This is a genomic window from Sulfuriflexus mobilis (assembly GCF_003967195.1).
In the GTDB taxonomy this organism is placed as follows: domain Bacteria; phylum Pseudomonadota; class Gammaproteobacteria; order AKS1; family AKS1; genus Sulfuriflexus; species Sulfuriflexus mobilis.
Genome location: NZ_AP018725.1, coordinates 1,573,741 through 1,594,813, shown reverse-complemented (window position 1 = coordinate 1,594,813; position 21,073 = coordinate 1,573,741). Strand labels below are relative to the sequence as shown.

Annotated in this window: 12 protein-coding genes; 11 read left to right on the top strand and 1 reads right to left on the bottom strand. The window is 54.7% G+C overall.

Annotation, left to right across the window (positions count from 1 at the left end; translation table 11 throughout):
- Positions 1 to 2 precede the first annotated feature (2 nt).
- The 8 genes from EL386_RS07870 to EL386_RS07835 all read left to right on the top strand — a co-directional run bounded on the left by EL386_RS07870 (position 3) and on the right by EL386_RS07835 (position 13,290).
- Positions 3 to 902: an LOG family protein gene (locus tag EL386_RS07870; RefSeq protein WP_126455059.1), complete on the top strand. Its 900-nt coding sequence runs from the start codon at positions 3 to 5 to the stop codon at positions 900 to 902.
- Positions 903 to 1,038: 136 nt separating this feature from the next.
- On the top strand, positions 1,039 to 2,814 hold the full coding sequence (locus EL386_RS07865) for an autotransporter assembly complex protein TamA (RefSeq protein WP_172597664.1): 1,776 nt from the start codon (positions 1,039 to 1,041) through the stop codon (positions 2,812 to 2,814).
- A gap of 2 nt (positions 2,815 to 2,816) precedes the next feature.
- Positions 2,817 to 6,272 (top strand): translocation/assembly module TamB domain-containing protein, encoded by a 3,456-nt coding sequence (locus EL386_RS07860; protein ID WP_126455054.1) that lies wholly within the window; start codon positions 2,817 to 2,819, stop codon positions 6,270 to 6,272.
- Positions 6,273 to 6,497: 225 nt separating this feature from the next.
- A complete protein-coding gene (locus tag EL386_RS07855) occupies positions 6,498 to 8,666 on the top strand; it encodes an HAD-IIB family hydrolase (protein WP_126455052.1) in 2,169 nt (722 codons plus the stop codon).
- The gene (locus EL386_RS07850; protein WP_126455050.1) at positions 8,659 to 9,525 is read left to right on the top strand and encodes an HAD-IIB family hydrolase; all 867 of its coding nucleotides are present in this window, start codon (positions 8,659 to 8,661) and stop codon (positions 9,523 to 9,525) included. Before EL386_RS07855 ends, EL386_RS07850 begins: the two co-directional genes overlap by 8 nt.
- Positions 9,515 to 10,393 (top strand): carbohydrate kinase family protein, encoded by an 879-nt coding sequence (locus EL386_RS07845; protein ID WP_126455048.1) that lies wholly within the window; start codon positions 9,515 to 9,517, stop codon positions 10,391 to 10,393. The genes EL386_RS07850 and EL386_RS07845 overlap by 11 nt, the downstream gene beginning before the upstream one ends.
- Before the next feature lie 45 nt (positions 10,394 to 10,438).
- A complete protein-coding gene (galU, locus tag EL386_RS07840) occupies positions 10,439 to 11,254 on the top strand; it encodes a UTP--glucose-1-phosphate uridylyltransferase GalU (protein WP_126455046.1) in 816 nt (271 codons plus the stop codon).
- A 77-nt stretch (positions 11,255 to 11,331) separates the two neighbouring features.
- The gene (locus tag EL386_RS07835) at positions 11,332 to 13,290 is read left to right on the top strand and encodes an amylosucrase (protein WP_126455044.1); all 1,959 of its coding nucleotides are present in this window, start codon (positions 11,332 to 11,334) and stop codon (positions 13,288 to 13,290) included.
- A 60-nt stretch (positions 13,291 to 13,350) separates the two neighbouring features.
- On the opposite strand, the gene glgP is transcribed toward EL386_RS07835, so the two are convergent.
- Positions 13,351 to 15,051: an alpha-glucan family phosphorylase gene (gene glgP, locus EL386_RS07830; protein ID WP_197722037.1), complete on the bottom strand. Its 1,701-nt coding sequence runs from the start codon at positions 15,049 to 15,051 to the stop codon at positions 13,351 to 13,353.
- Between the two features lie 222 nt (positions 15,052 to 15,273).
- Here glgP and EL386_RS07825 point away from each other — a divergent pair, with 222 nt between their 5' ends.
- Genes EL386_RS07825 through EL386_RS07815 form a run of 3 tightly spaced genes read left to right on the top strand, consistent with a single transcriptional unit; the run spans position 15,274 to position 20,990 of the window.
- Positions 15,274 to 16,239 carry an amidohydrolase family protein gene (locus EL386_RS07825; protein ID WP_126455042.1) on the top strand — a complete coding sequence of 322 codons (966 nt, stop codon included), beginning with the start codon at positions 15,274 to 15,276 and terminating at the stop codon, positions 16,237 to 16,239.
- A 2-nt stretch (positions 16,240 to 16,241) separates the two neighbouring features.
- Positions 16,242 to 19,082: an AMP-binding protein gene (locus EL386_RS07820; RefSeq protein WP_197722036.1), complete on the top strand. Its 2,841-nt coding sequence runs from the start codon at positions 16,242 to 16,244 to the stop codon at positions 19,080 to 19,082.
- Between the two features lie 54 nt (positions 19,083 to 19,136).
- Positions 19,137 to 20,990, top strand: a complete 1,854-nt coding sequence (locus EL386_RS07815) for an AMP-dependent synthetase/ligase (RefSeq protein WP_338057539.1) — start codon at positions 19,137 to 19,139, stop codon at positions 20,988 to 20,990.
- Positions 20,991 to 21,073: the final 83 nt, after the last annotated feature.

The following is a 21,073-nucleotide window of genomic DNA, read 5'->3' as shown; positions in this document are numbered from 1 at the left end:
TTATGGCAAGATCCGACATCCCGAAAAAAGTCTTTCCTACGGCCGGTGAGGATGAAGGTGCCGCGAGGCTGGCGCCAGACACACCGCAGACGCGTTCGCATTCCTATAGCCTGGCCTATGCTGACACGGACTTTCTCCTCCGGGATGAAGTGCGTCCGGTGCGGCTACAGCTGGAACTGCTGAAACCGGAATTGTTGCAGCAGGATAATGGTATTCATTCCACTATTGTCATCTTTGGCAGCACCCGTATTCCCGATGCCGAGACGGCTGCCGAACGTCTGCAGAAGGCCGAGTCGCTGGCAATGGCCAGTCCGGCGGATCCCGTTTTGGCACGTAAGGTGGAAATTGCCAAGCGTATTCTCGCCAAGACACGCTATTATGATGAGGCGCAGGAACTGGCACACATGATCACAAAAGATTCGCAGTGTGGTGGGGCGTGTGAACTGGTGGTCATAACCGGTGGTGGCCCCGGCATTATGGAAGCCGCCAACCGTGGTGCCCACGACGCCGGTGGCAAGAGCATCGGCCTGAATATCGTCCTGCCCATGGAGCAATGTCCCAACCCCTACATTACCCCGGAACTGAGTTTCCAGTTTCATTATTTTGCCATCCGCAAGATGCATTTTTTGATGCGTGCCCGGGCGCTGGTAGCCTTCCCCGGCGGTTTTGGTACCCTTGATGAACTCTTCGAAACCCTGACATTAATCCAGACAAAAAAGGTCAAACCGGTACCGGTACTATTGTTCGGCAGGGAGTATTGGCAGCACATTATTAACTTCGAGGCACTGGTGGATGAGGGAACGATCGATCAGCTCGACCTGGATCTGTTCCAGTATGTCGAGACGGCAAAAGAAGCCTGGGATGTTATCCAGGCGTTTCAATTGCATAATGAAATAGCCTAGGCATACCTGATTGGGTTAAGACTATCAGGAAATATGCTAGTGTATGCACATAGATAGCGAATATCGAAGCTGTGTATATCTAGCAAGATCATCACAAGCCTTCCCAGCCATGTTCAGAACTATGCAACACACCTTTATGACATCTCCTACTGGCATCGCAAGCAGATTTTTGCAGGGCTTCCTGGTCGCTGGCGTGCTTGCAGTCTTTGGCGGCATTGCGCCATTACTCGCGGCGGAGGCTACACAGGGCGGTGTGCCAAAAGTGGTCATTGACGGCCTGGAAGATAAAGCTGCCGAAAATGTGCGCGCCATCCTCAGGCTGGCAGCCGAACCTTGTGATGCCCCCAGTTGGCGGCTTCGTCGTTTATTTCAGGCCGCAGATGGCGATATAAAAGAGGCCCTGTGGCCATTTGGTTATTATGCCCCGCGTGCGGTCAAAGGGTTTTCTGCAGGCGAGCCTTGCTGGTCGGCCCATTTCACCATCGATCCTGGCCCACGCCTGCACTGGAGCCGTATTGATATCCAGCTACATGGCGAGGCCGCCAGCGACCTGGTGTTCACAAAACTGTTAAGCGAGCTGCAACCCAAGGTTGGTGAGCCGATCAACCACGCTGATTACGAGGCCATCAAGGCCGAGATCCTGCTCGTCGCGGCAAAGCGTGGTTATCGGGACGGGCACTTTACCACGCATGCGTTGCGGCTCGACCCGCAGGCGGAAACAGCCGAAGCCATTCTCTACTATGATAGTGGACCACGTTATCGCTTTGGTGAGGTCCACTTTGATCAGGATGCCTTTGACCCGGCGTTCGTACAACGTTTCAGCCAGTCCCTCTCCGGGGAATTCTATGAGGCCGCCGCCGTCGGCCGCCTGCAACGGAGTTTGATGGATAGCGGCCTGTTCAGCACTGTTGACGTCAAGCCGGATTTTGGCCCCAATCCAGAGAAACAGGTCCCCGTGAACGTGCGCCTGGTGCCCCGGAAACGGCACGCCTATCTGGCGGGTATTGGCCTGACCACTGACGAGGGACCGAGATTACGACTGGGTTATGAGAACCGGCGATTCAACTCGCGTGGCCATAGCGGTGAGGCGGCCCTGCGTGCATCGTCTGTGCGTAGCAATCTGGATTTTTCCTACAATATTCCCTTGCGTAACCCGCAAACCGAACGCCTCAGTCTGCAGGCGGGTTATCAGGAAGAGCACGTCGAGGATACTGACAGCGAGTTGTATAAGGCCAGTGTGCGTCATATCCGCCATCGTTCAGCTGGCCTGGTGCAGACGGTGTTTCTGGAAATTAACGAAGAACGATTCACGGCAGGCGATGACAAGGGTAATAGTACGCTGCTCATGCCCGGCGTCTCCTGGGACTGGAGCAGCGGCGACGACCTGATCTATCCAAAACGTGGTTGGCGCCTGGGGCTGGAAGTGAAGGGTGGCAGCAAGGCCTTGTTGTCTGATGTGGACTTTCTGCGTGGTTATTTGCGCATGAAACGCATTATCCCTTTCTTCGATGGTCGCCTGATCGGCCGTGGTGAACTGGGTTACAGTCTAATCGATGACTTCAATGAATTACCTCCCTCTCAGCGTTTCTTTGCCGGGGGGGATAACAGTGTTCGCGGCTATGGCTATCGTGAGCTTGCCCCGCGTGATGCGAATGATAACGTGGTGGGCGGCCGCCACCTGCTGACCGCGAGCATTGAATACGACCAGCCGATCGCAGAAAAATGGAGTCTGGCGGTTTTTGCCGATACCGGTGATGCCTTTGATAATACGGGCATCCAGCTCCATCACGCCATTGGCGTGGGGGTGCGCTGGCGTTCCCCGGTCGGGCCCATACGCCTTGACCTCGCACACCCCCTCGATGAAGACCAGGGCACAATCAGGCTTCATTTTAGTCTGGGACCGGACCTGTAGTCATGCGTCGTATGCTGATTGGAACCGTCCTCGGGCTGCTGTTATTGCCGCCATTGCTGTTGCTGACCTTTGCGGCCACGGAGTCAGGCAGTCGCTGGACCGTGCAGGTCGGTAGTCGTCTGCTACCGGGCCTTGCCGTGACCGGCGTGCAGGGTACCCTCTTGACCGGCATGCGGTTCAGCGACATCCGTTATCAGGACGAGGCGGGGCTGCAGGCACATCTCGACACCCTGGACATACGCTGGTTACCGACGGGGCTGTTGCGTGGCCAACTGCAGTTGCGTGCCATACAGGCCGAGGGACTACTGGTAGAACTGCCACAGACAGATGATCAGTATCCCATTCGTTTGCCACAACATATTATTGCGGCACCACTGGCGCTACAGCTTGATGACCTGTCGCTGGCAGGGCTGATTGTCAGGCAGGGGGAAGATCAATGGCAGCTTGAGCAACTGGCATTCTCTGCTCGTCTCGATCGGGACGGCCTGCAACTCGATGGACTGCGACTCGAAGGTGAGGGTGTGCAGTTGGCAGCCAGTGGCCGGGTCGCCGGGCAATACCCCCACCGCCTTTCCATGCATAGCGACTGGCAGATCAGCTGGCCGGACTTGCCCGATGTAGTCGGTCAAGGGGAGGTGTCAGGTGATATCGAGCGGCTCGACATCGAGCAAACACTGCACCTCCCCGATGAAGTTGTTATTACGGGCAGCTTGACGCCGGACCTGACGGCCGGGCGACACCGTTTTGAACTAACAAGTGAGTGGGCGGAACTGGCCATACCGGTTGGGACAGAAATCCTGCACAGCAGGCAAGGCCGGCTTGCCCTGAAAGGTGAACCAGATGCTTATACCCTGGAAATGACAACGCGCGCACAGCACCCGCTCGTCATCGATCCTTTTAACCTGCTCATTACCGGACGCGGCAATCTGGAGCAGCTGCTTATAGAGCGGGGAGAACTGCGGGCCCTGAATGGGGAGAGTCTGTTTAGCGGTCGGCTCGGTTGGACCCCGACGCTTTCCTGGAAACTGAGCCTGCAGGCTTCGGCTATCGATCCCGGCAGGCGATGGCCGGAATGGCCCGGCGCACTGACACTGGATGCCACGCTCCTCGGTAGCCTGACCGCAGCCAAGGCATTACAACTCGACATGGATGTACAGCAATTACACGGCACGCTGCGTGGCTACCCGGTAGACGGACATGGGCAAGTGTCACTGCGTGACGACAGATTAGTAGTCCGCGGCTTGAAGCTGCGCAGCGGCAACAATCAGGCACGATTGGATGGGGCCCTGCGCCCCAGGCTAGAGGCGTCTTTTGATCTCGATGCCAAAGACCTGCGGCAGTTGGCTCCCGGACTGGCAGGTAGCTTGCAGGGCAAGGGTAGTTTGCGGGGGAACCTGGAAGACCCCGGCATACAGCTGAATCTGCACGGTCGTCGCTTGAATCTCGATGGACTGCTTGCCGACGAACTGACACTGGCGGTGGATATTGACCCCGCCAATGCCCAACGATCGCACTGGAGCCTGCAGTCCAGGGGGCTTGAACATCAGGAGCTGCGCCTCGATACCCTCTCTATCTCTGGTACGGGCAATGCCGGTCAACACCAAATCCACGCAATGGCCGATGGCAGTGATATTGAAGTAGCGATACGTGCTGTCGGTGGTTATGCCGGGCAACAATGGAAGGGAGAATTGTCCGACCTGAGCCTGGCTAATAGCCCACTGGGGCCTTGGCAGCTGGAAAACCCCGTCGCGCTACAGGCCGGCAGGATGGAAGTCCGCATGGAGCCTTTCTGCCTAACGCAGAGTCAGGCACGGTTCTGTGCCAGTGGCTGGCGCCAGGGGGATGGCATGTTGCATAGTGCCGGTGAACTGAGCGGCCTGCCACTGAACCTGCTCAAGCCCTGGTTGGCTGCGGATACCGAGATAGACGGCATCGTGAGTGGCAGCTTCCTGACCGAGGGGAAGCCCTCGCAGGTGCAGGCCGAGGCGATGCTGCAGGTGACACCCGGAAACCTGCATTACAAACCTGTAACCGGGCCGGAACTCATCGCCGAACACCACGATGGCCATGTCAAACTTCGCTTTCGCGACGATAGTCTCGAGGCCCAGTTCGGCCTGGGGCTGGGTGATGAGGGACGCCTGCAGGGCAAGGGCAGTCTTGGTCCCGGGGTCGCCGGACCGAGAGCCTTGCAGGCTGAGCTGGACCTCACGCTGGCTGACCCCGGTCCACTGGGTGCGCTGCTACCGCAATTCAGCGATTGGTCCGGGGCGATGCAACTACGTAGCCGCTTTGCCGGCACCCTGCAGCGGCCAACGGTTCAACTAGACGGTAGCTGGCGGGATGGCCAGGTACATGTGGCCGATCTTGGCATCACCTTATCCGCCATCCAGCTGGGTGTGACGGGCAACGGTGATCGACTGAATCTGCAGGGGCAGGCGGCCTCCGGTAAGGGCCGGGTACAGTTCCAGGGTGAGGCCGAGCTCGACCGCGCAGCCGGTTGGCCAGTACGCCTTCACATTGACGGTGAGAATTTTGAGGCGGCACGTCGTTCTGACTTGGAGCTTACCGTGTCACCGCGTCTGGATATTGTGGCGAGCCAGCAGGAGATCAGTCTGGCTGGGCAGCTCACGGTACCCTACGCCCGTATGGTCATTGCCGACCTGCCACGTGGCGTGGTGCGGGCATCATCTGACGAGGTCATTCTCGGCAAGCAAGAGACGTCTGATGCGCAAAGCCGTCACAAGGGTCCGCTCACCCGAGCACAATTGCAGCTGATCCTCGGCGACGATGTCCGTCTAAAGGCCTATGGACTGGATACCCGCCTTGCCGGCGAGTTGGCGTTACAGCAGGCGCCGGCGGCCGTGGCCGAGGCCGTCGGCCAGTTGCATCTGCGCGAGGGGCGTTACCAGGCCTATGGTCAGGACCTGACCATAGAACAGGGGCGCCTGTTGTTTGCCGGTCCATTATCTTCTGCAGACGTCAATGTGCGTGCCATTCGCAAGTTGGAGCGTATCAGGGCGGGTATCTTGCTGACCGGGCCACTGGTCGCGCCGACCACGCAGCTCTTTTCGGAACCCCCCATGGATGAGGCGGAAGTCCTGTCCTATCTGTTGACCGGCGGCCCGCTGTCTGCGGGAAAGGAACTCGATGCCGCGATGCTCACCCAGGCGGCGGTCAGTCTTGGCCTGGATAAAAGCACACCCATCACGGCACAACTGGCAGGCTCACTCGGTCTTGATGAATTGGGCCTTGCCCAGGGGAAGCAGGGGCTGGAAGGCAGCGCCATAGCCATTGGCAAACAACTCAGTCCCGACTTGTATGTGCGTTACCTCTATGGTTTGTTTGAAGGGGCAGCGACGGTACAATTGCGCTACAAGTTGAATGAGCATCTGCGCCTGGAAGGCGGGGCAGGTACGCAACAATCCATAGACCTGCTTTATGAAATTGAGAAGGAGTGATCCTTCCATGCCGTATTCAATAGGCGAGTTGCTTCGGTGGCCGGATCTAATTCTCTGATACAGAACAAAATAATGTATTCAATTGCTATAGTTTATGCGGCACGGGTATTTTCTTATCACTTGCATCCCCGGCATTCTTAGCAATGGCAGACTAAGAAGCCTGCTGAAAATTATGTTATTGTTTACTTAAGCGGAAATCTAGCGGCTAAGGGGGAATATTCGGTTATGCATGGGCAAACAGGGAAGCTGTATATCGTTTTGCTCAGTATCCATGGTTTGATCCGGGGCAAGAACCTTGAACTGGGGCGTGATGCCGATACCGGTGGTCAAATCCTTTATGTGCTTGAGTTGGCACAAGCGCTGGCACGACATCCGGATGTGGGTCAGGTGGATCTCATTACTCGTCGTGTGGTGGATACTGCTGTTGCGGAAGACTATGCCCAGCCGCTGGAAATGCTTACGGATAATTTGCGGATTGTACGAGTAAACGCCGGACCTGATGAATATATCCCCAAGGAGCAACTCTGGGATCACCTGGATGCTTTCGCCGATAATGTTCTCTGCCATTTTAGAAATAATGCTGTATTACCGGATATCATTCACAGTCACTATGCCGATGCGGGTTATGTCGGGGCGAGTCTGACCAATCAGTTGGGGGTACCTTTAATTCATACTGGTCATTCCCTGGGTCGGGTAAAACGTCATCGTCTTTTGGCCAGCGGTCTTTCAAGTCAAGAAGTGGAAGAACGCTATAACATGGCGCGTCGTATTGAGGCTGAAGAAACAACACTGGCTAGCGCAGAGCGCGTGATCACCAGCACCCATCAGGAAATTAAAGAGCAATACGAGCTTTACGACCATTATCAGCCAGAGCAAATGCGCGTGCTGCCCCCGGGCACGAATCTCAAACAGTTCATGCCACCCACAGGTAAGGAACTGAATACAGCACTCTTCGCTGATATTAGCCGGCATTTAAAGCAGCCCACCCGGCCAATTATTTTGGCGCTATCACGGCCGGACAGACGAAAAAACATTGTTGCCCTGGTCGAGGCCTATGGTCAGTCGCCCCGATTGCAGGAGATTGCCAATCTCGTCATTGTCGCCGGCAATCGTGATGATATCGATGATCTGGAAGAGGGTGCCCAGGAGGTATTTCATGAATTACTGGTAGCCATCGATCGCTATGACGTTTATAGCAAAGTATCGATGCCGAAATGTCATCGGCGCGAACAAGTCCCGCTGTTTTATTGCATTGCCGCCGCATCAGGCGGTGTGTTTGTTAACCCGGCGCTTACCGAACCGTTTGGACTTACCTTGATCGAAGCTGCAGCATCGGGTCTGCCGATTGTGGCGACGGAGGATGGTGGGCCGCGGGATATTATTGGCAACTGTAAGAATGGTTTCTTAATCGACCCACTGGAAACAAGCAGCATTAGCGATGCGCTGTTAAAGTTGTTGGAAGACAGAAATCTATGGCAACAGTGCGTCGAGCAGGGATTAAAAGGCGTGCGTGAGCATTATTCATGGGAGTCCCATGCAGAGAGTTATCTATCATTAGTGCGCCCCATTATCGAACGATCTGAGGTCCTGGAGCGGAAACCCATTCAGCGCCGTCAGGGGCTTTATCGTGATCGGGCAATCGTCAGTGACCTGGATCAAAATCTGATAGGTGATGAGAAATCTCTACGGCAGTTGGTTGAAGTTTTACGCCAGCATCGCAAGACCACAAAATTTATTGTCGCTACCGGTCGCCGTTTTGATTCGGCCTTGAGGGTAATGAGGAAATACAATATCCCGGAGCCGGATATTCTGATCACCAGTAGCGGTACAGAAATTTATTATGCACCGAAATTTAGTACAGATATTTCCTGGAGCAAACACCTTGATTATCATTGGTCCCCGCATAAGGTAAAACCGATACTGGCTGAATTGCCCGGTCTAAAGCTCCAGCCTAAATCCGAGCAGAGTCGCTTTAAGATAAGTTACTACATCGATCCCGAGATTGCGCCTGACATCGAGACAATTAACAGTCTTTTGCATAAAGATGAGCAGTCCGTACATTTGAATATGGCCTTTGGTCAGTTTCTTGATGTGGTGCCTATCAGGGCCTCAAAAGGCCTGGCCTTACGCTATGTCGCGGAGCGCTGGCAGATCCCTTTGAAGCGCATCATCGTTGCCGGTGGCTCGGGTGCCGATGAAGATATGATGCGTGGCAATACCCTGGCGGTAGTGGTCGCCAACCGTCACCATGAAGAGCTTTCACAGCTTGTCGACGTGGGACGAATCTATTTCGCCAAGCACCCCTTTGCAGCGGGAATACTCGAGGCCTTTGAGTACTACGATTTTTTTAATCGTTGCGAAGACCCGAAAGAAAAAAACCACGTTCATGAGTGAGTCAAGACTGTTGTTGTGTACTGATATGGACAGAACCGTTATCCCTAACGGCGTGCAAACAGAGCACCAGCATGTGCGGCAACTATTCGCCGAGTTTTGTAAGCAGTCGCAGGTACTGCTTGTCTATGTTACCGGCCGTGATCAGGTATTGGCGAAGCAGGCGATAAAACAGTATTGTCTGCCTGTTCCAGACTATGCTATTACCGATGTGGGCACTAAAATCTATCGTATTACTGAACAGCAATGGCACGTATCGCAAGAATGGGAGGACGAGATTGATAAAGACTGGCAGGGTAAAGGCCACGAACAATTAAAGGCGTTATTTATTGACTTGCCTGGTCTGCAACTGCAGGAACCCAGCAAACAAAATACCCACAAACTCAGTTATTACGTCGCAGTTGATACAAATCAGGAGCGCTTGTTATCGCAGATGGCTAAGCGTCTGGAGGATTATGGGGTGGATGCCAGCCTGGTATGGAGTATTGATGAAGCCAAGGACATTGGTCTGCTGGACGTGCTGCCACGTAATGCCACCAAGTTGCATGCCATCGACTTTTTGCGTCGTCAATTGGATTATTCCCTCAATGAAGTGGTCTTTGCAGGCGATAGTGGTAATGACTTGCCTGTACTAGTGAGTCCTATTCCTTCAGTACTGGTGGCGAATGCCACAAAAGAGGTGAAAGAGGCCGTCTCGCAGTTGGCAGAGGACAATGGCTACGGCCAGGCTCTCTATCTTGCGACGGGTAAAAATACCAATATGAATGGCAACTATGCAGCGGGCGTACTCGAAGGGGTGTGCCATTTTATCCCCGCTTTTCGCCAACAACTAAAACAGATAGGCTTTTGTTATGAGCAATAAACTCCAGCCAATTATTTTTGGTGAGGTGCTGTTCGATTGCTTTCCAGACGGTGAGCAGGTGCTGGGTGGTGCACCGTTTAATGTTGCATGGAATCTGCAGGCTTTTGGTGACAAACCTCGCCTTGTTTCCAGGGTAGGTGAGGATGCACTTGGCAAAAGGATTATTAAGGCCATGGAGGAATGGGGCATGGACATCACTGCTGTGCAGCGCGACCCCCAACACCAGACCGGGCGCGTCGATGTGGCGTTGATTAATGATGAGCCACACTACTCGATCACTCCGAATTGCGCTTATGATTTTATCGATATTACGAATATTAGTTATCCAGAAGCAGAGGGAATTCTCTATCATGGTACCTTGGGGTTACGGAATAGAGTCGCCCGTCAGGCCTTTGAGGCGTTGGCAAGTCATCCGCAGCTGTCTATATTTTTAGATGTGAATTTACGCCCACCCTGGTGGCAGGAAGATGAGGTTTCAGGCTGGCTCAAGCAGGCCCGCTGGGTAAAACTTAACCAGGATGAGTTACATCAGCTGGGTCCTGCAAGCGGTGATATACAACTGGATATGGCCAGGTTTCAGAAAAAATATGCCCTGGAGTTACTCATAGTCACCCTCGGCGCAGAAGGAGCAGTGGTTCGCAGTCACGACGGTGTGTTACATAGCGTGAGACCAGCAGGGACACAGCAGTTTGTTGATACCGTCGGTGCAGGTGATGCCTTCACGGCAGTTTTTCTTCATGGATTGATTTGCGGATGGCCGTTAACCGATATACTCACTGCTGCCCAAAATTTTGCCAGTGCTGTAGTAGGCTTGCGTGGTGCAACATCTACTGACCCGGGCATATATAAAAACGCCTTTAATCACTAACAGATGTCTTTGAACCAGATTTAAGAATATATGCCGGAGTAATACATGATTAAAAAATGTCTTTTCCCTGTTGCGGGTTATGGAACTCGATTTTTACCCGCGACAAAAGCCATGCCAAAAGAAATGATGCCTATCGTCAATAAGCCGCTGGTGCAATATGGCGTTGAAGAGGCGGCACGTGCCGGTATGAATAATATTGCCTTTGTCACTGGCAGGAACAAGCGTGCGATTGAAGACCATTTTGATATTACCTATGAACTCGAAGATCAAATCAGCGGCACCTCCAAGGAGGATTATCTCATCTCTATTCGTGCACTCATTGATCAATGTACTTTTTCCTATACCCGCCAGGTAAGCATGAAGGGTCTCGGAGATGCCATCCTTACGGGTGAGACCCTGATCGGTGATTCACCCTTTGGCGTCATTCTCGCAGATGATTTATGTGAAAGTGACGATAAAGGTGTAATGGCACAGCTACTTGATGTTTATGAAAAATATCGTTGTAGTGTCGTTGCGGTTGAGGAAGTGCCGATGTCTGAAGTGCACAATTATGGCGTTATTGCCGGTGATGTGGGTGATGACGGTTTGATATTTGTTAATAATATGGTTGAAAAACCGAATAAGAAAGACGCGCCTACCAATTTGGCCATTATCGGGCGTTATGTCTTAACCCCGGATATCTTCGATATTCTTCGTAATACCGCCCCTGGCAAGGGTGGCGAGGTTCAGATTACTGATGCATTGTTGGAACAAGCGAAGCAGGGCAAGGTGATCGCCTGTAAATTCAACGGTCAACGTTTCGACTGTGGCAATGTCGATGGTTTTGTTGCAGCAACCAATTACTTCTATAATAAGATGTAACAGGCGGGTGGTTAATCAGCGCGCAAGGACTGGCTGTATTGCTGTTGAATATTTATCTCGGACTATAAAGGTATGCTATGTACGAACAGGTTTCCCATTCACTACTCAATGACATTCTTAATAACTTAAGGACAGACATTAGCAAGCAGGACCTGCGTCATTTCTATACACGCCTGGGCTCTAATTTTTATGCCATTCACTCGCTTTTTGATCGACTCTATGGCCATAGAGATGATTTTGAAGCGCAGGCCTTGCGCCTTGTCGAGACCATGGCACGTCAGTATATCAATCGTCCCGATCAGTTGCAGCAACTGGATATAGAGCGCGAAAAGGACCACAACTGGTTTCTCAGTCAGAAGTGGGTGGGCATGGCGCTCTACAGTAATGGCTTTGCTGGCAACCTCAAAGGGGTGCGAGAGCATTTAGGCTATTTTCAGGAGTTAGGTATTAACCTTGCGCATATTATGCCGATCATGCGTTGTCCGGAAGGGCATAGCGATGGTGGCTACGCAGTCAGCGATTTCAGGGAGATAGACCCTCGTGTCGGTAGCATGGAGGATCTGACCGCGTTGGCGAATGATATGCGGGCGCGTGAAATCCTGCTGGTGTTGGACGTGGTGGTAAACCATACCTCAAATGAACATGACTGGGCGCAGCGTGCCCGTGCCGGTGAAGCCGTCTACCAAGATTACTACTATACGTTTGAAACCCGCAATGTGCCTGACATGTTTGAGCAGAACATGCCGGAGATATTCCCTGAAACATCGCCCGGAAACTTTACCTGGGATGATGAGATGGGGCGCTGGGTAATGACGGTGTTTAACAACTACCAGTGGGATCTGAACTACAGCAACCCGACAGTGTTTATTGAGATGCTGGATATCATATTGTACTGGGCCAACAAAGGGGCGGATATCCTGCGCCTGGATGCGGTGGCCTTTTTATGGAAGAAGATTGGTAGTACCTGTCAGAATGAACGCGAGGCACATTTAATCCTGCAGCTGATGAAAGACTGTTGTCAGGTCACGGCGCCGGGTGTGCTGTTTATTGCCGAGGCGATTGTCGCGCCGGTCGAGGTGACTAAATATTTTGGTGAGGATGCGGTCATCGCCAAAGAGTGTGAAATGGCATACAACGCTACTTTCATGGCGCTTTTATGGGATGCTGTGGCCACCAAAAATGCCAATCTTCTCAACCAGGGAATAAAAAACCTGCCGGTTAAACTCGAGCGCGCCACCTGGCTCAATTATGTGCGTTGTCACGATGATATTGGCCTTGGTTTTGATGACAATGATATTCAATTGGCGGGTTATGAATCTAACAGCCATCGTAAGTTCCTCATCGATTATTATACCGGAAGTTTTACCAGCTCCCATGCGCGGGGTCTGGTTTTCGGTCACAACGAAAAGACTGGCGATGCCAGAATCTCCGGGTCATTGGCTTCCCTCGCAGGCCTGCAGTACGCACTTGAAGAGAATGATCCGAGGGCGACCGATGAGGCTATTGAAACCATTTTATTGTTACACAGCATGATTATGTCATTTGGTGGTATGCCGTTGCTGTATTATGGCGATGAACTGGGGAAATTAAATGACACCTCATACCTTGATGATCCGCATAAGGCCGGCGATTCGCGCTGGGTGCACCGCCCCGTTATTGATTGGGAAAAGGCTGAGAACAGAAATATTCCTGGAACCGTAGAGTATAAAATTTTTAGTGCGCTAAAAAGAATGATTGCAGTGCGCAAAGAGATCGAGGTGTTTGCCGATTTTAACAACCGCGAACTCATCGAGGTGGAGAACCCGCATTTGTTTGTCTTCGGACGTTACAACCTTAATAAACAAGCCGAGCAGGTACTGGTGGTGGGAAATTTTGATGGTCGACCTCAGAACCTTAATCTAAGTGACGTAGGCAATTGGGCAGGTAGCCAGTATGGCCAGATGACCGACCTGTACTCGGGGCAGTCTCCCGATATTTTCAAGGGTACGCTGGTTGTGCCAGGCTTCGGTTTTTACTGGTTAGGTGAAACAGGCTGATGCGGGTGAAACCTGTCTTCGCGGGTGCCATTTTACCATTGTTATTTGTGGTCTGAAATATTACCTGAAATAGGCCTTGGTGACATACTGATTAATCATGCGCTCGGTATTGAAAAATGATCCATTAATGGCAATGGCATTTCTCATGATTGCTATATAGGCATCGCGGTTATGGTAGTATATGGGGATGATGATGTTTTCAAGCTTGGAGTAAAGGATATCGGCCTCACTGTTTGTTGTTGCTGGAGAAGTTTTTGCTTGTTGTTCTGAATTGCTTATCGCCCATCCTGTTACACCTTCTATACAGCCTTCTATCCACCAGCCATCAAGGATGCTCAATGATGGCACACCATTGATTGCCGCTTTCATACCACTGGTGCCGGAGGCCTCCATGGGTGGCAAGGGTGTATTCAGCCAAAGATCCACCCCAGAGGTCATTAGCCTGCCAATTTCCATGTCATAGTCAGGCAGATAGGCAATATGGATATCATTATTCAGAACATTCTTTATCCTGAAGATTTCACGGATTAATTCCTTGCCTTGTATGTCTTTTGGGTGCGCCTTGCCCGCAAAAACGATCTGTAATGGCCCGCAGTGGCTGGCAATTAACTTCAGGCGATCGGTGTCAGTGAAAAGCAGTGTAGTACGTTTGTACTGCGTCGCACGTCGCGCAAATCCCAGTGTCATGATCCCTTGATCCATGCCGGCATTACAGGTCTTGTTTACATATTCGACTAGCTGCCGCTTGGCCAGTTGATGTGCTTGCCAGATATCTTCATAGGCAATACTCATGGCATAACGAAGACTCATGTTATCGTTTCGCCAATCCGGAATTTTTCTGCTAAACAACTCGCGCATGGCGTCTGAGGCCCAGGTGTATGCATGCACGCCATTAGTGATGGAATCTATATGAGTGTTGCCAAACATTTTTCTCGATGTCTCGCGGTGTTTCTTGGCAACACCATTAACATAATAACTTGCAGAAAGTGCCAGGTAGGTAAGATTAAGTTCGTTATCGCAGCACACCTCATCAGCACAGTCCTTGAAAGGGTTGCATTGTTTTAGGACTCGATAGGCCAGCGATGCGGGAAAACGATCATGCCCGGCGGCAACCGGGGTGTGCGTGGTAAAAACACATTGTCGCCTTACCTTCTCAATATGTTTAGTCGTTGCCTTGCTGTCCCCGAGTTGTTGCGTCAGTTCCGCCATGAGTTCAAAGACCAGCAGACTGGAGTGCCCCTCATTCATATGATAACGCTCTATACTTGTACAGCCGAGGGCGCGCAATATCCGAATGCCACCGATACCAAGTATGGCTTCCTGGCAAAGTCGATAATAATCATCACCACCGTAGAGCTGGTCAGTCAGGGTACGGTCATAGTCTGAATTGCCTTCCACATCGGTATCGAGAAGATAGACCGGCACGACATGTTCGTTACTTCCCCTGACGTCATAGCGCCAGACACGCACGGTGACCTGCCGATCTTCAAGTTCCACTGTGGCTTGCACATTCACGGGCAGAAGGTAATCACTGACAGGCCAATGTACCGCTTCTTCGGATTGCCAGCCTTGTTCATCTAAGTGCTGCCGAAAATAGCCTTTTCGGGATAACAGGGTAATGCCCGCCATGGCGATGCCCGCATCTGCAGCGGAGCGCAGGGTATCACCCGCCAATACACCAAGCCCCCCTGAATAGGTCGGGATGGCCGATTCAAGGGCAATTTCCATGGAAAAATAGGCAATTGAGATATCGTTATTCATAGTCACTCATGCTCGACAGCTAATAATATTATGCGCCTGGCCATTTTCAGTTCGAGGACCTTAGACATATTTTATTCATCCCGTGTGATGTGTTTTTTATGTTTAATGAGTTTATCGCGTATGAGTTGTTTCAGATAGACTGTCTTGTAAGAATCTGTGCCAGGTTCATGTCACACAAACAAGTGGTACGCCCCCAACGGAAAGACCCTGCGAGGCCGGAAAATGTGCGACGGTTACACCGACATACATGTGCATTGCGTACCACGGGATGGCGCGGTGAGCTTCCGTGGCTGGCGGCGCCTGCTGGCAGCGGTTCTTGCCCGCAGCGCGGCCACACACGGCAGCGGCCCGCTAGCGGCCCGTATGTATATGGAGCGGCTGGCTGCGCGGCTGCGGACCGCCAGCCATGTGCGCCGTGCGGTGCTGCTGGCGCTGGACAGCGCCCATGATGTCCGCGGCACCCCCACCAACTCTATGCAGGGTTTCACGGTATCCAATGCTGACGTACGCGCCTGGTGTGCGGAGGCCCCGGAGCTGTTCCTGTATGGTGCCTCGGTCCACCCTCACCGCGCGGACGCGCTCGATGCCCTGGAGCGGGCCGCGGCGCAGGGGGCGGTGCTAGTCAAGCTGATCCCCAACAGCCAGGGTATCGATCTCGCGAACTGTCGCCACCAGCCGTATTTCCGCAAGCTCACGGAACTGGGCCTGCCGTTGCTGTGTCATACAGGCGCCGAGTTTGTGCTGCCAGCACAGCGCCAGGCCTGGGGTGATCTGGCGCGACTGCGCCCGGCACTGGACGCGGGGGTGACGGTGATCGCCGCTCACGGTGGCTCGAGCGGCTGGTTCTACAATCAGCATACTCTGCGCCATTACGCCGCCTTGCTGGCGAGTTATCCGAACCTGTATGGCGATACGGCGGCACTGGGGCTGGTCAACCGCATGGGGGTCTTGTTATGGTGGCAAAGGCATGTCGACAGTGTCGGCCAACTCTTGTTTGGCAGCGATTATCCCGTGCCGGTGAGCGTTGCTGCCTGGCGACCCTGGCTTGAAGCGGCGGACTATCGACGGCTACGTGGTGAAACGAATCCTTTCGATCGCATGGCGGTGCTGCTGCAGGGGTTGGGTATTCATCCACCGATACACGGGTTTGAGTCGCTGTTATTATCAAGGCGAGTGCCAGAGGAGTGAGCGTGGCGGGGGAGACTGAACAACGTACGGATCGGACTGACGGGGTGAGTGCCGAAGCCCTGCTGGCACAGGTGCGCCAACTGGCACTGGAACTGCACCCACAGCGCGCACATTCCCTGCGCGTGACACTGGACAGCATGCTGGACCACGACCTGGGTTTTGACAGCTTATCCCGGGTGGAGTTATTACTGCGTCTCGAACGCGCCTTCGGGATCAGACTGCCGGCACAGTTGCTGGCGAACGCCGAGAGCCCGCGCGATCTGTGGCAGGCGCTACTTTCGGCCGGTGCTACGCGGCGCTGGGAACCATCAGACCAGTCTATGCGTGCGGTGGTGCTGGAGCACGTGGAGGGGGTACCGCACGCGGCCGGGACCTTGCCGGAGATGCTCGACTGGCATGTACACAGTCATCCGCAACGCCCGCATGTCTATCTGTATGGTGATGGCGAAGAACCGGAGGTCATCACCTACGCGGCACTGGCCGATGGTGCGCGCGCGCTGGCCGCTGGCCTGCAGGCGCGAGGCCTGCTGCCCGGCCAGACCGTGGCCATCATGTTGCCTACCAGTCGCGACTACCTGTTCAGTTTTTTTGCTATTCTCTTGGCCGGTGGCATTCCTGTTCCCATTTATCCACCGCTACGCCCCTCTCAGATCGAGGATCATCTGCGCCGGCATGCGGGCATTCTGGTCAATGCCCAAGCGGTCTTGCTGATCACAGTGGTGGAGGCTCAACGGGTAGCACGTTTACTCAAGGCGCAAGTCGACACATTGCACGCAGTGCTTACCCCGCAAGAGCTGACATCCTCCCCCGAGACATTCAGTGAACCATTGCTGGAGCCAGAGGATGTTGCCTTCCTGCAATACACTTCGGGCAGCACCGGTGCGCCGAAGGGTGTGGTCCTTACGCATGCCAATCTGCTGGCCAATATCCGCGCCATGGGTGAAGCAGTGCAGGCCGACTCCAGCGATGTCTTCGTCAGCTGGCTGCCCCTGTACCATGACATGGGGTTGATCGGCGCCTGGTTAGGCAGTCTGTATTACGGTATGCCGTTGGTGCTGATGTCGCCATTGGCGTTTCTGACCCGGCCGTCGCATTGGCTGTGGGTGATCCACAAACATCGTGGCACCCTCACGGCGGCGCCCAATTTTGCCTATGAGCTGTGCCTGCACAAAGTGGACGAGCGCGACCTTGAAGGACTCGATTTGAGCAGCCTGCGACTGGCCTTCAACGGCGCCGAGCCGGTCAGTCCTAACACGGTGCGACACTTTACTACGCGTTTCGCCTCCTATGGTTTCCGGCCCCAGACCATGGCACCCGTGTATGGTCTGGCCGAGGCTGCAGTGGGCCTGGCCTTTCCGCCCCTCGCTCGAGGCGCGCACATCGATTGCATCCAGCGCGAGCCGCTTACCTCCCTGGGCAAGGCGTTACCGGCAAAGGCATCGACGCCACACACCCTGGAGTTCGTCGCCTGCGGCCAACCGCTGCCCGGTTACCAGATCCGCATTGTGGATGCCGCCGGGCGTGAGCTACCTGAACGCCAGGAGGGACGCCTGGAATTCATGGGGCCATCCACCACCAGTGGTTATTTTCGTAACATAGAGGCAAGTCGGCAACTGTTCGATGGGGCGTGGCTGGATTCTGGTGATCTCGCCTATGTCGCCGAGGGTGAGATTTATCTGACCAGCCGGGTCAAGGACGTCATCATTCGCGCCGGGCGCAACATTTATCCCTATGAGGTGGAAGAGGCGGTAGGGGATATCCCCGGCATCCGCAAAGGTTGTGTGGCGGTGTTCGGTAGCCCGGAACCCGAATCAGGTACCGAGCGCGTGATCGTAGTCGCTGAGACCCGTGAGACACAGGCCACAGCACTCGAGGCGTTGCAGGCTCAGGTTCAGCGGGTCGCGACCGACCTGTTAGGTATGTCGCCTGATGAAGTAGTATTGGCGCCGCCGCATACAGTGTTGAAAACCTCCAGCGGCAAGATCCGTCGCGCCGCCGTGCGTGAGATCTATGAAAGGGGCCGAATCGGCCAGCGGCCACGTGCGGTGTGGTGGCAGCTTGTGCGTCTTGTTCTGGCCTCAGTGCGGCCGCGCCTGCGCAGTGTCTGGCGGCGATCCGCCGATATGGGTTACGCCGTTTATGCGCATAGTATTTTCTGGTTGCTGGCGCCCCCAACATGGTTGCTGGTTGCTATCTTACCGGGGGCCCGCTGGCGCTGGGCAGTGATGCGCCGCAGTGCGCGACTGTTGTTTTGGCTGACCGGGGTGCCTTTACGGATAGAAGGCCTGGAGCAGTGGCCACGAGATCAGGCCTGTGTGATTGTCGCCAATCATGCCAGCTATCTGGATGGGGTGGTGTTGGTGGCAAGCCTGCCCAGCGAATTCAGCTTTGTGGCTAAGGTGGAATTGAGCCATAAGTTTATTCCGCACCGATTTTTGCGGCGCATCGGTGCCGTGTTTGTAGAGCGGTTCGACAAGCAGCGCGGGCTGGCCGATGCCCGAAATACCGTGCAGGCGGCTCAGCACGGTCGGTCATTGATGTTTTTCCCTGAGGGCACCTTCAGACGCATGCCCGGCCTGTTGCCGTTTTACATGGGTGCCTTTGTCGCCGCCGCCGAGGCCGGTGTACCGGTGGTACCGATAACAATTCGCGGCACACGCTCGCTGTTGCGTGACGACTCCCGGTTTCCGCGCCGCGGTGCGGTGCGCGTCAGGGTTGGCACGCCGATCCTGCCAGCCGGTTCGGATTGGGATGCAGCAGTGAGGCTACGCGACGCCAGCCGTGCCGCGTTGTTGGCCGATTTGGGAGAACCGGATCTGGCGCGAGAGACACCGGGTACATGAAGGGCGTAACGAGGAGCAGGATGGCGGGGTATGCGTCGGCACGACGGAGGCTAAATGATGGGCAAAATACCAGAATATAATACGCATGACCTGCAGCTGGACGTCATTGGCTTGGATGAGGCGGGGACTTTACCCGGCCTGTTCCAGCAGCGCGTGGCACGGACTCCGGATAGCGTCGCCTACCGTCAGTACGATGCGGACGATGGGGTGTGGAAAGCCTATACCTGGAAACAGGTGGCCGACTTGGTGGCGCAGTGGCAACAGCTACTGGCCAACGAGGAATTGGCTGTTGGCGACCGGGTCGCGATCCTGCTCCCCAACAGTGTGGAGTGGGTGTGTTTCGACCAGGCTGCACTTGCCTTGGGATTGGTGGTGGTGCCTCTGTATACCACCGATACCCCTGATAATATCGCCTACATTCTCGCGGATGCCGGAACCCGCCTGCTGCTGTTGGCTACACCGATGCAGTGGCTGCCGTTGGCGACAAGCCGGACCCCCTTACCCGCGTTGCGACGCGTCCTGTGCCTGAGTGTTGCCGAGGGTAGTGACGCGTCCGATCCCATCCTGCGTAACGTACCTGCATTGCTGGAGAAGTCTCCCGGGGAAACGATCAGATATGTTGCCGCCCCTGATGAATTGGCCACGATCATCTACACCTCGGGTACCACCGGGCGCCCGAAGGGGGTGATGTTGTCCCATCGCAATATCCTCTGGAACACCCATGCCGTGCTGGAGGCGACGCCGGCTTACCGAGATGACGTGTTCCTGTCGTTTCTGCCCCTTTCGCATGCCTTCGAGCGCACCGTTGGTTACTACTTGCCGATGATGGCAGGTAGTAGTGTGGCCTATGCCCGCTCGGTGCAGGCACTTGCCGAGGACCTGGTGACGATCCGCCCCACGGTGCTGGTCTCGGTGCCGCGCATCTACGAACGTGTGTATGCAAAGATCCAGGAGAAACTGGCAGGTAAGGGACGTTTTGCGCAGGCACTGTTTCGGCAGGCAATCACGCTCGGTTGGCGACATTTTGAGGCCGCGCAAGGCCGCGGGTCGACAGCGACGCTGATCCAGCGGTTGTTGTGGCCACTGCTGCGTCATCTTGTCGCAGACAAAATCATGGCGCGCCTGGGTGGCCGGATTCGGATCGCGGTGAGCGGTGGTGCGCCGTTGACGGAGCCCATTGCCCGGTTCTTTATCGGTCTTGGCCTGCCACTGCTACAGGGTTATGGCCTGACGGAGGCGGCACCGGTGGTAAGCGGCAATCGCCTGGACGACAACATGCCGTCCTGCGTCGGCCCACCCCTGCCGGGTGTGGAGATCATGCTGGGGGCCGAGAATGAACTTTTGCTGCGCTCGCCGGGGCTGATGCTGGGTTATTGGCAACGATCGGAAGCGACCCAGGCAACCATTGATAAGGATGGCTGGCTGCATACGGGAGATGTCGCTGAGCTTGTAGACGGTCACATTTGTATTCGGGGACGCCTCAAGGAAATTATTGTCATGTCGACCGGCGAGAAGACACCGCCGGCAGACCTGGAGCTCGCCATTACCCTCGATCCGTTGTTTGAACAGGCGATGGTAGTGGGCGAGGGTCGGCCTTACCTGGGCGCCTTGCTGGTGCTGAATCCGGATGCCTGGCGCCAGCTCGCGGTGCAATGTGGACTGCGTTCCGAGGATCCGGCCTCGCTCCAGGCCAGTGTAGTGCATGAGGCCGTACTGGCCCGGCTTGCCGAGCGCTGCTTGCTCGGTTTCCCTCATCATGCTCAGGTGCACGCAGTCTGTCTGACACAGGAATCCTGGACGATCGAAAACGGACTGATCACGCCGACCATGAAGCTTAAACGGGCGCACATCGAGAAAAGGTTCGTCAATGAGATCCAGGAGATGTATGCCGGTCATACGACGATGTAAATAGCATCTATTGATTACGCCGCCGCGGCGTTGTAGCGATTTATAGAATACGTTACGGTAGTGCTAACAAGCCAGTAAAATAA

What these genes read in the sequence shown, in the direction of transcription:
- EL386_RS07870 (WP_126455059.1), top strand. Translation starts at nt 3, where the DNA reads ATGGCAAGATCCGACATCCCGAAAAAAGTCTTTCCTACGGCCGGTGAG.
- EL386_RS07865 (WP_172597664.1), top strand. Translation starts at nt 1,039, where the DNA reads ATGACATCTCCTACTGGCATCGCAAGCAGATTTTTGCAGGGCTTCCTG.
- EL386_RS07860 (WP_126455054.1), top strand. Translation starts at nt 2,817, where the DNA reads ATGCGTCGTATGCTGATTGGAACCGTCCTCGGGCTGCTGTTATTGCCG.
- EL386_RS07855 (WP_126455052.1), top strand. Translation starts at nt 6,498, where the DNA reads ATGCATGGGCAAACAGGGAAGCTGTATATCGTTTTGCTCAGTATCCAT.
- EL386_RS07850 (WP_126455050.1), top strand. Translation starts at nt 8,659, where the DNA reads ATGAGTGAGTCAAGACTGTTGTTGTGTACTGATATGGACAGAACCGTT.
- EL386_RS07845 (WP_126455048.1), top strand. Translation starts at nt 9,515, where the DNA reads ATGAGCAATAAACTCCAGCCAATTATTTTTGGTGAGGTGCTGTTCGAT.
- galU (WP_126455046.1), top strand. Translation starts at nt 10,439, where the DNA reads ATGATTAAAAAATGTCTTTTCCCTGTTGCGGGTTATGGAACTCGATTT.
- EL386_RS07835 (WP_126455044.1), top strand. Translation starts at nt 11,332, where the DNA reads ATGTACGAACAGGTTTCCCATTCACTACTCAATGACATTCTTAATAAC.
- glgP (WP_197722037.1), bottom strand. Translation starts at nt 15,051, where the DNA reads ATGAATAACGATATCTCAATTGCCTATTTTTCCATGGAAATTGCCCTT.
- EL386_RS07825 (WP_126455042.1), top strand. Translation starts at nt 15,274, where the DNA reads ATGTGCGACGGTTACACCGACATACATGTGCATTGCGTACCACGGGAT.
- EL386_RS07815 (WP_338057539.1), top strand. Translation starts at nt 19,137, where the DNA reads ATGATGGGCAAAATACCAGAATATAATACGCATGACCTGCAGCTGGAC.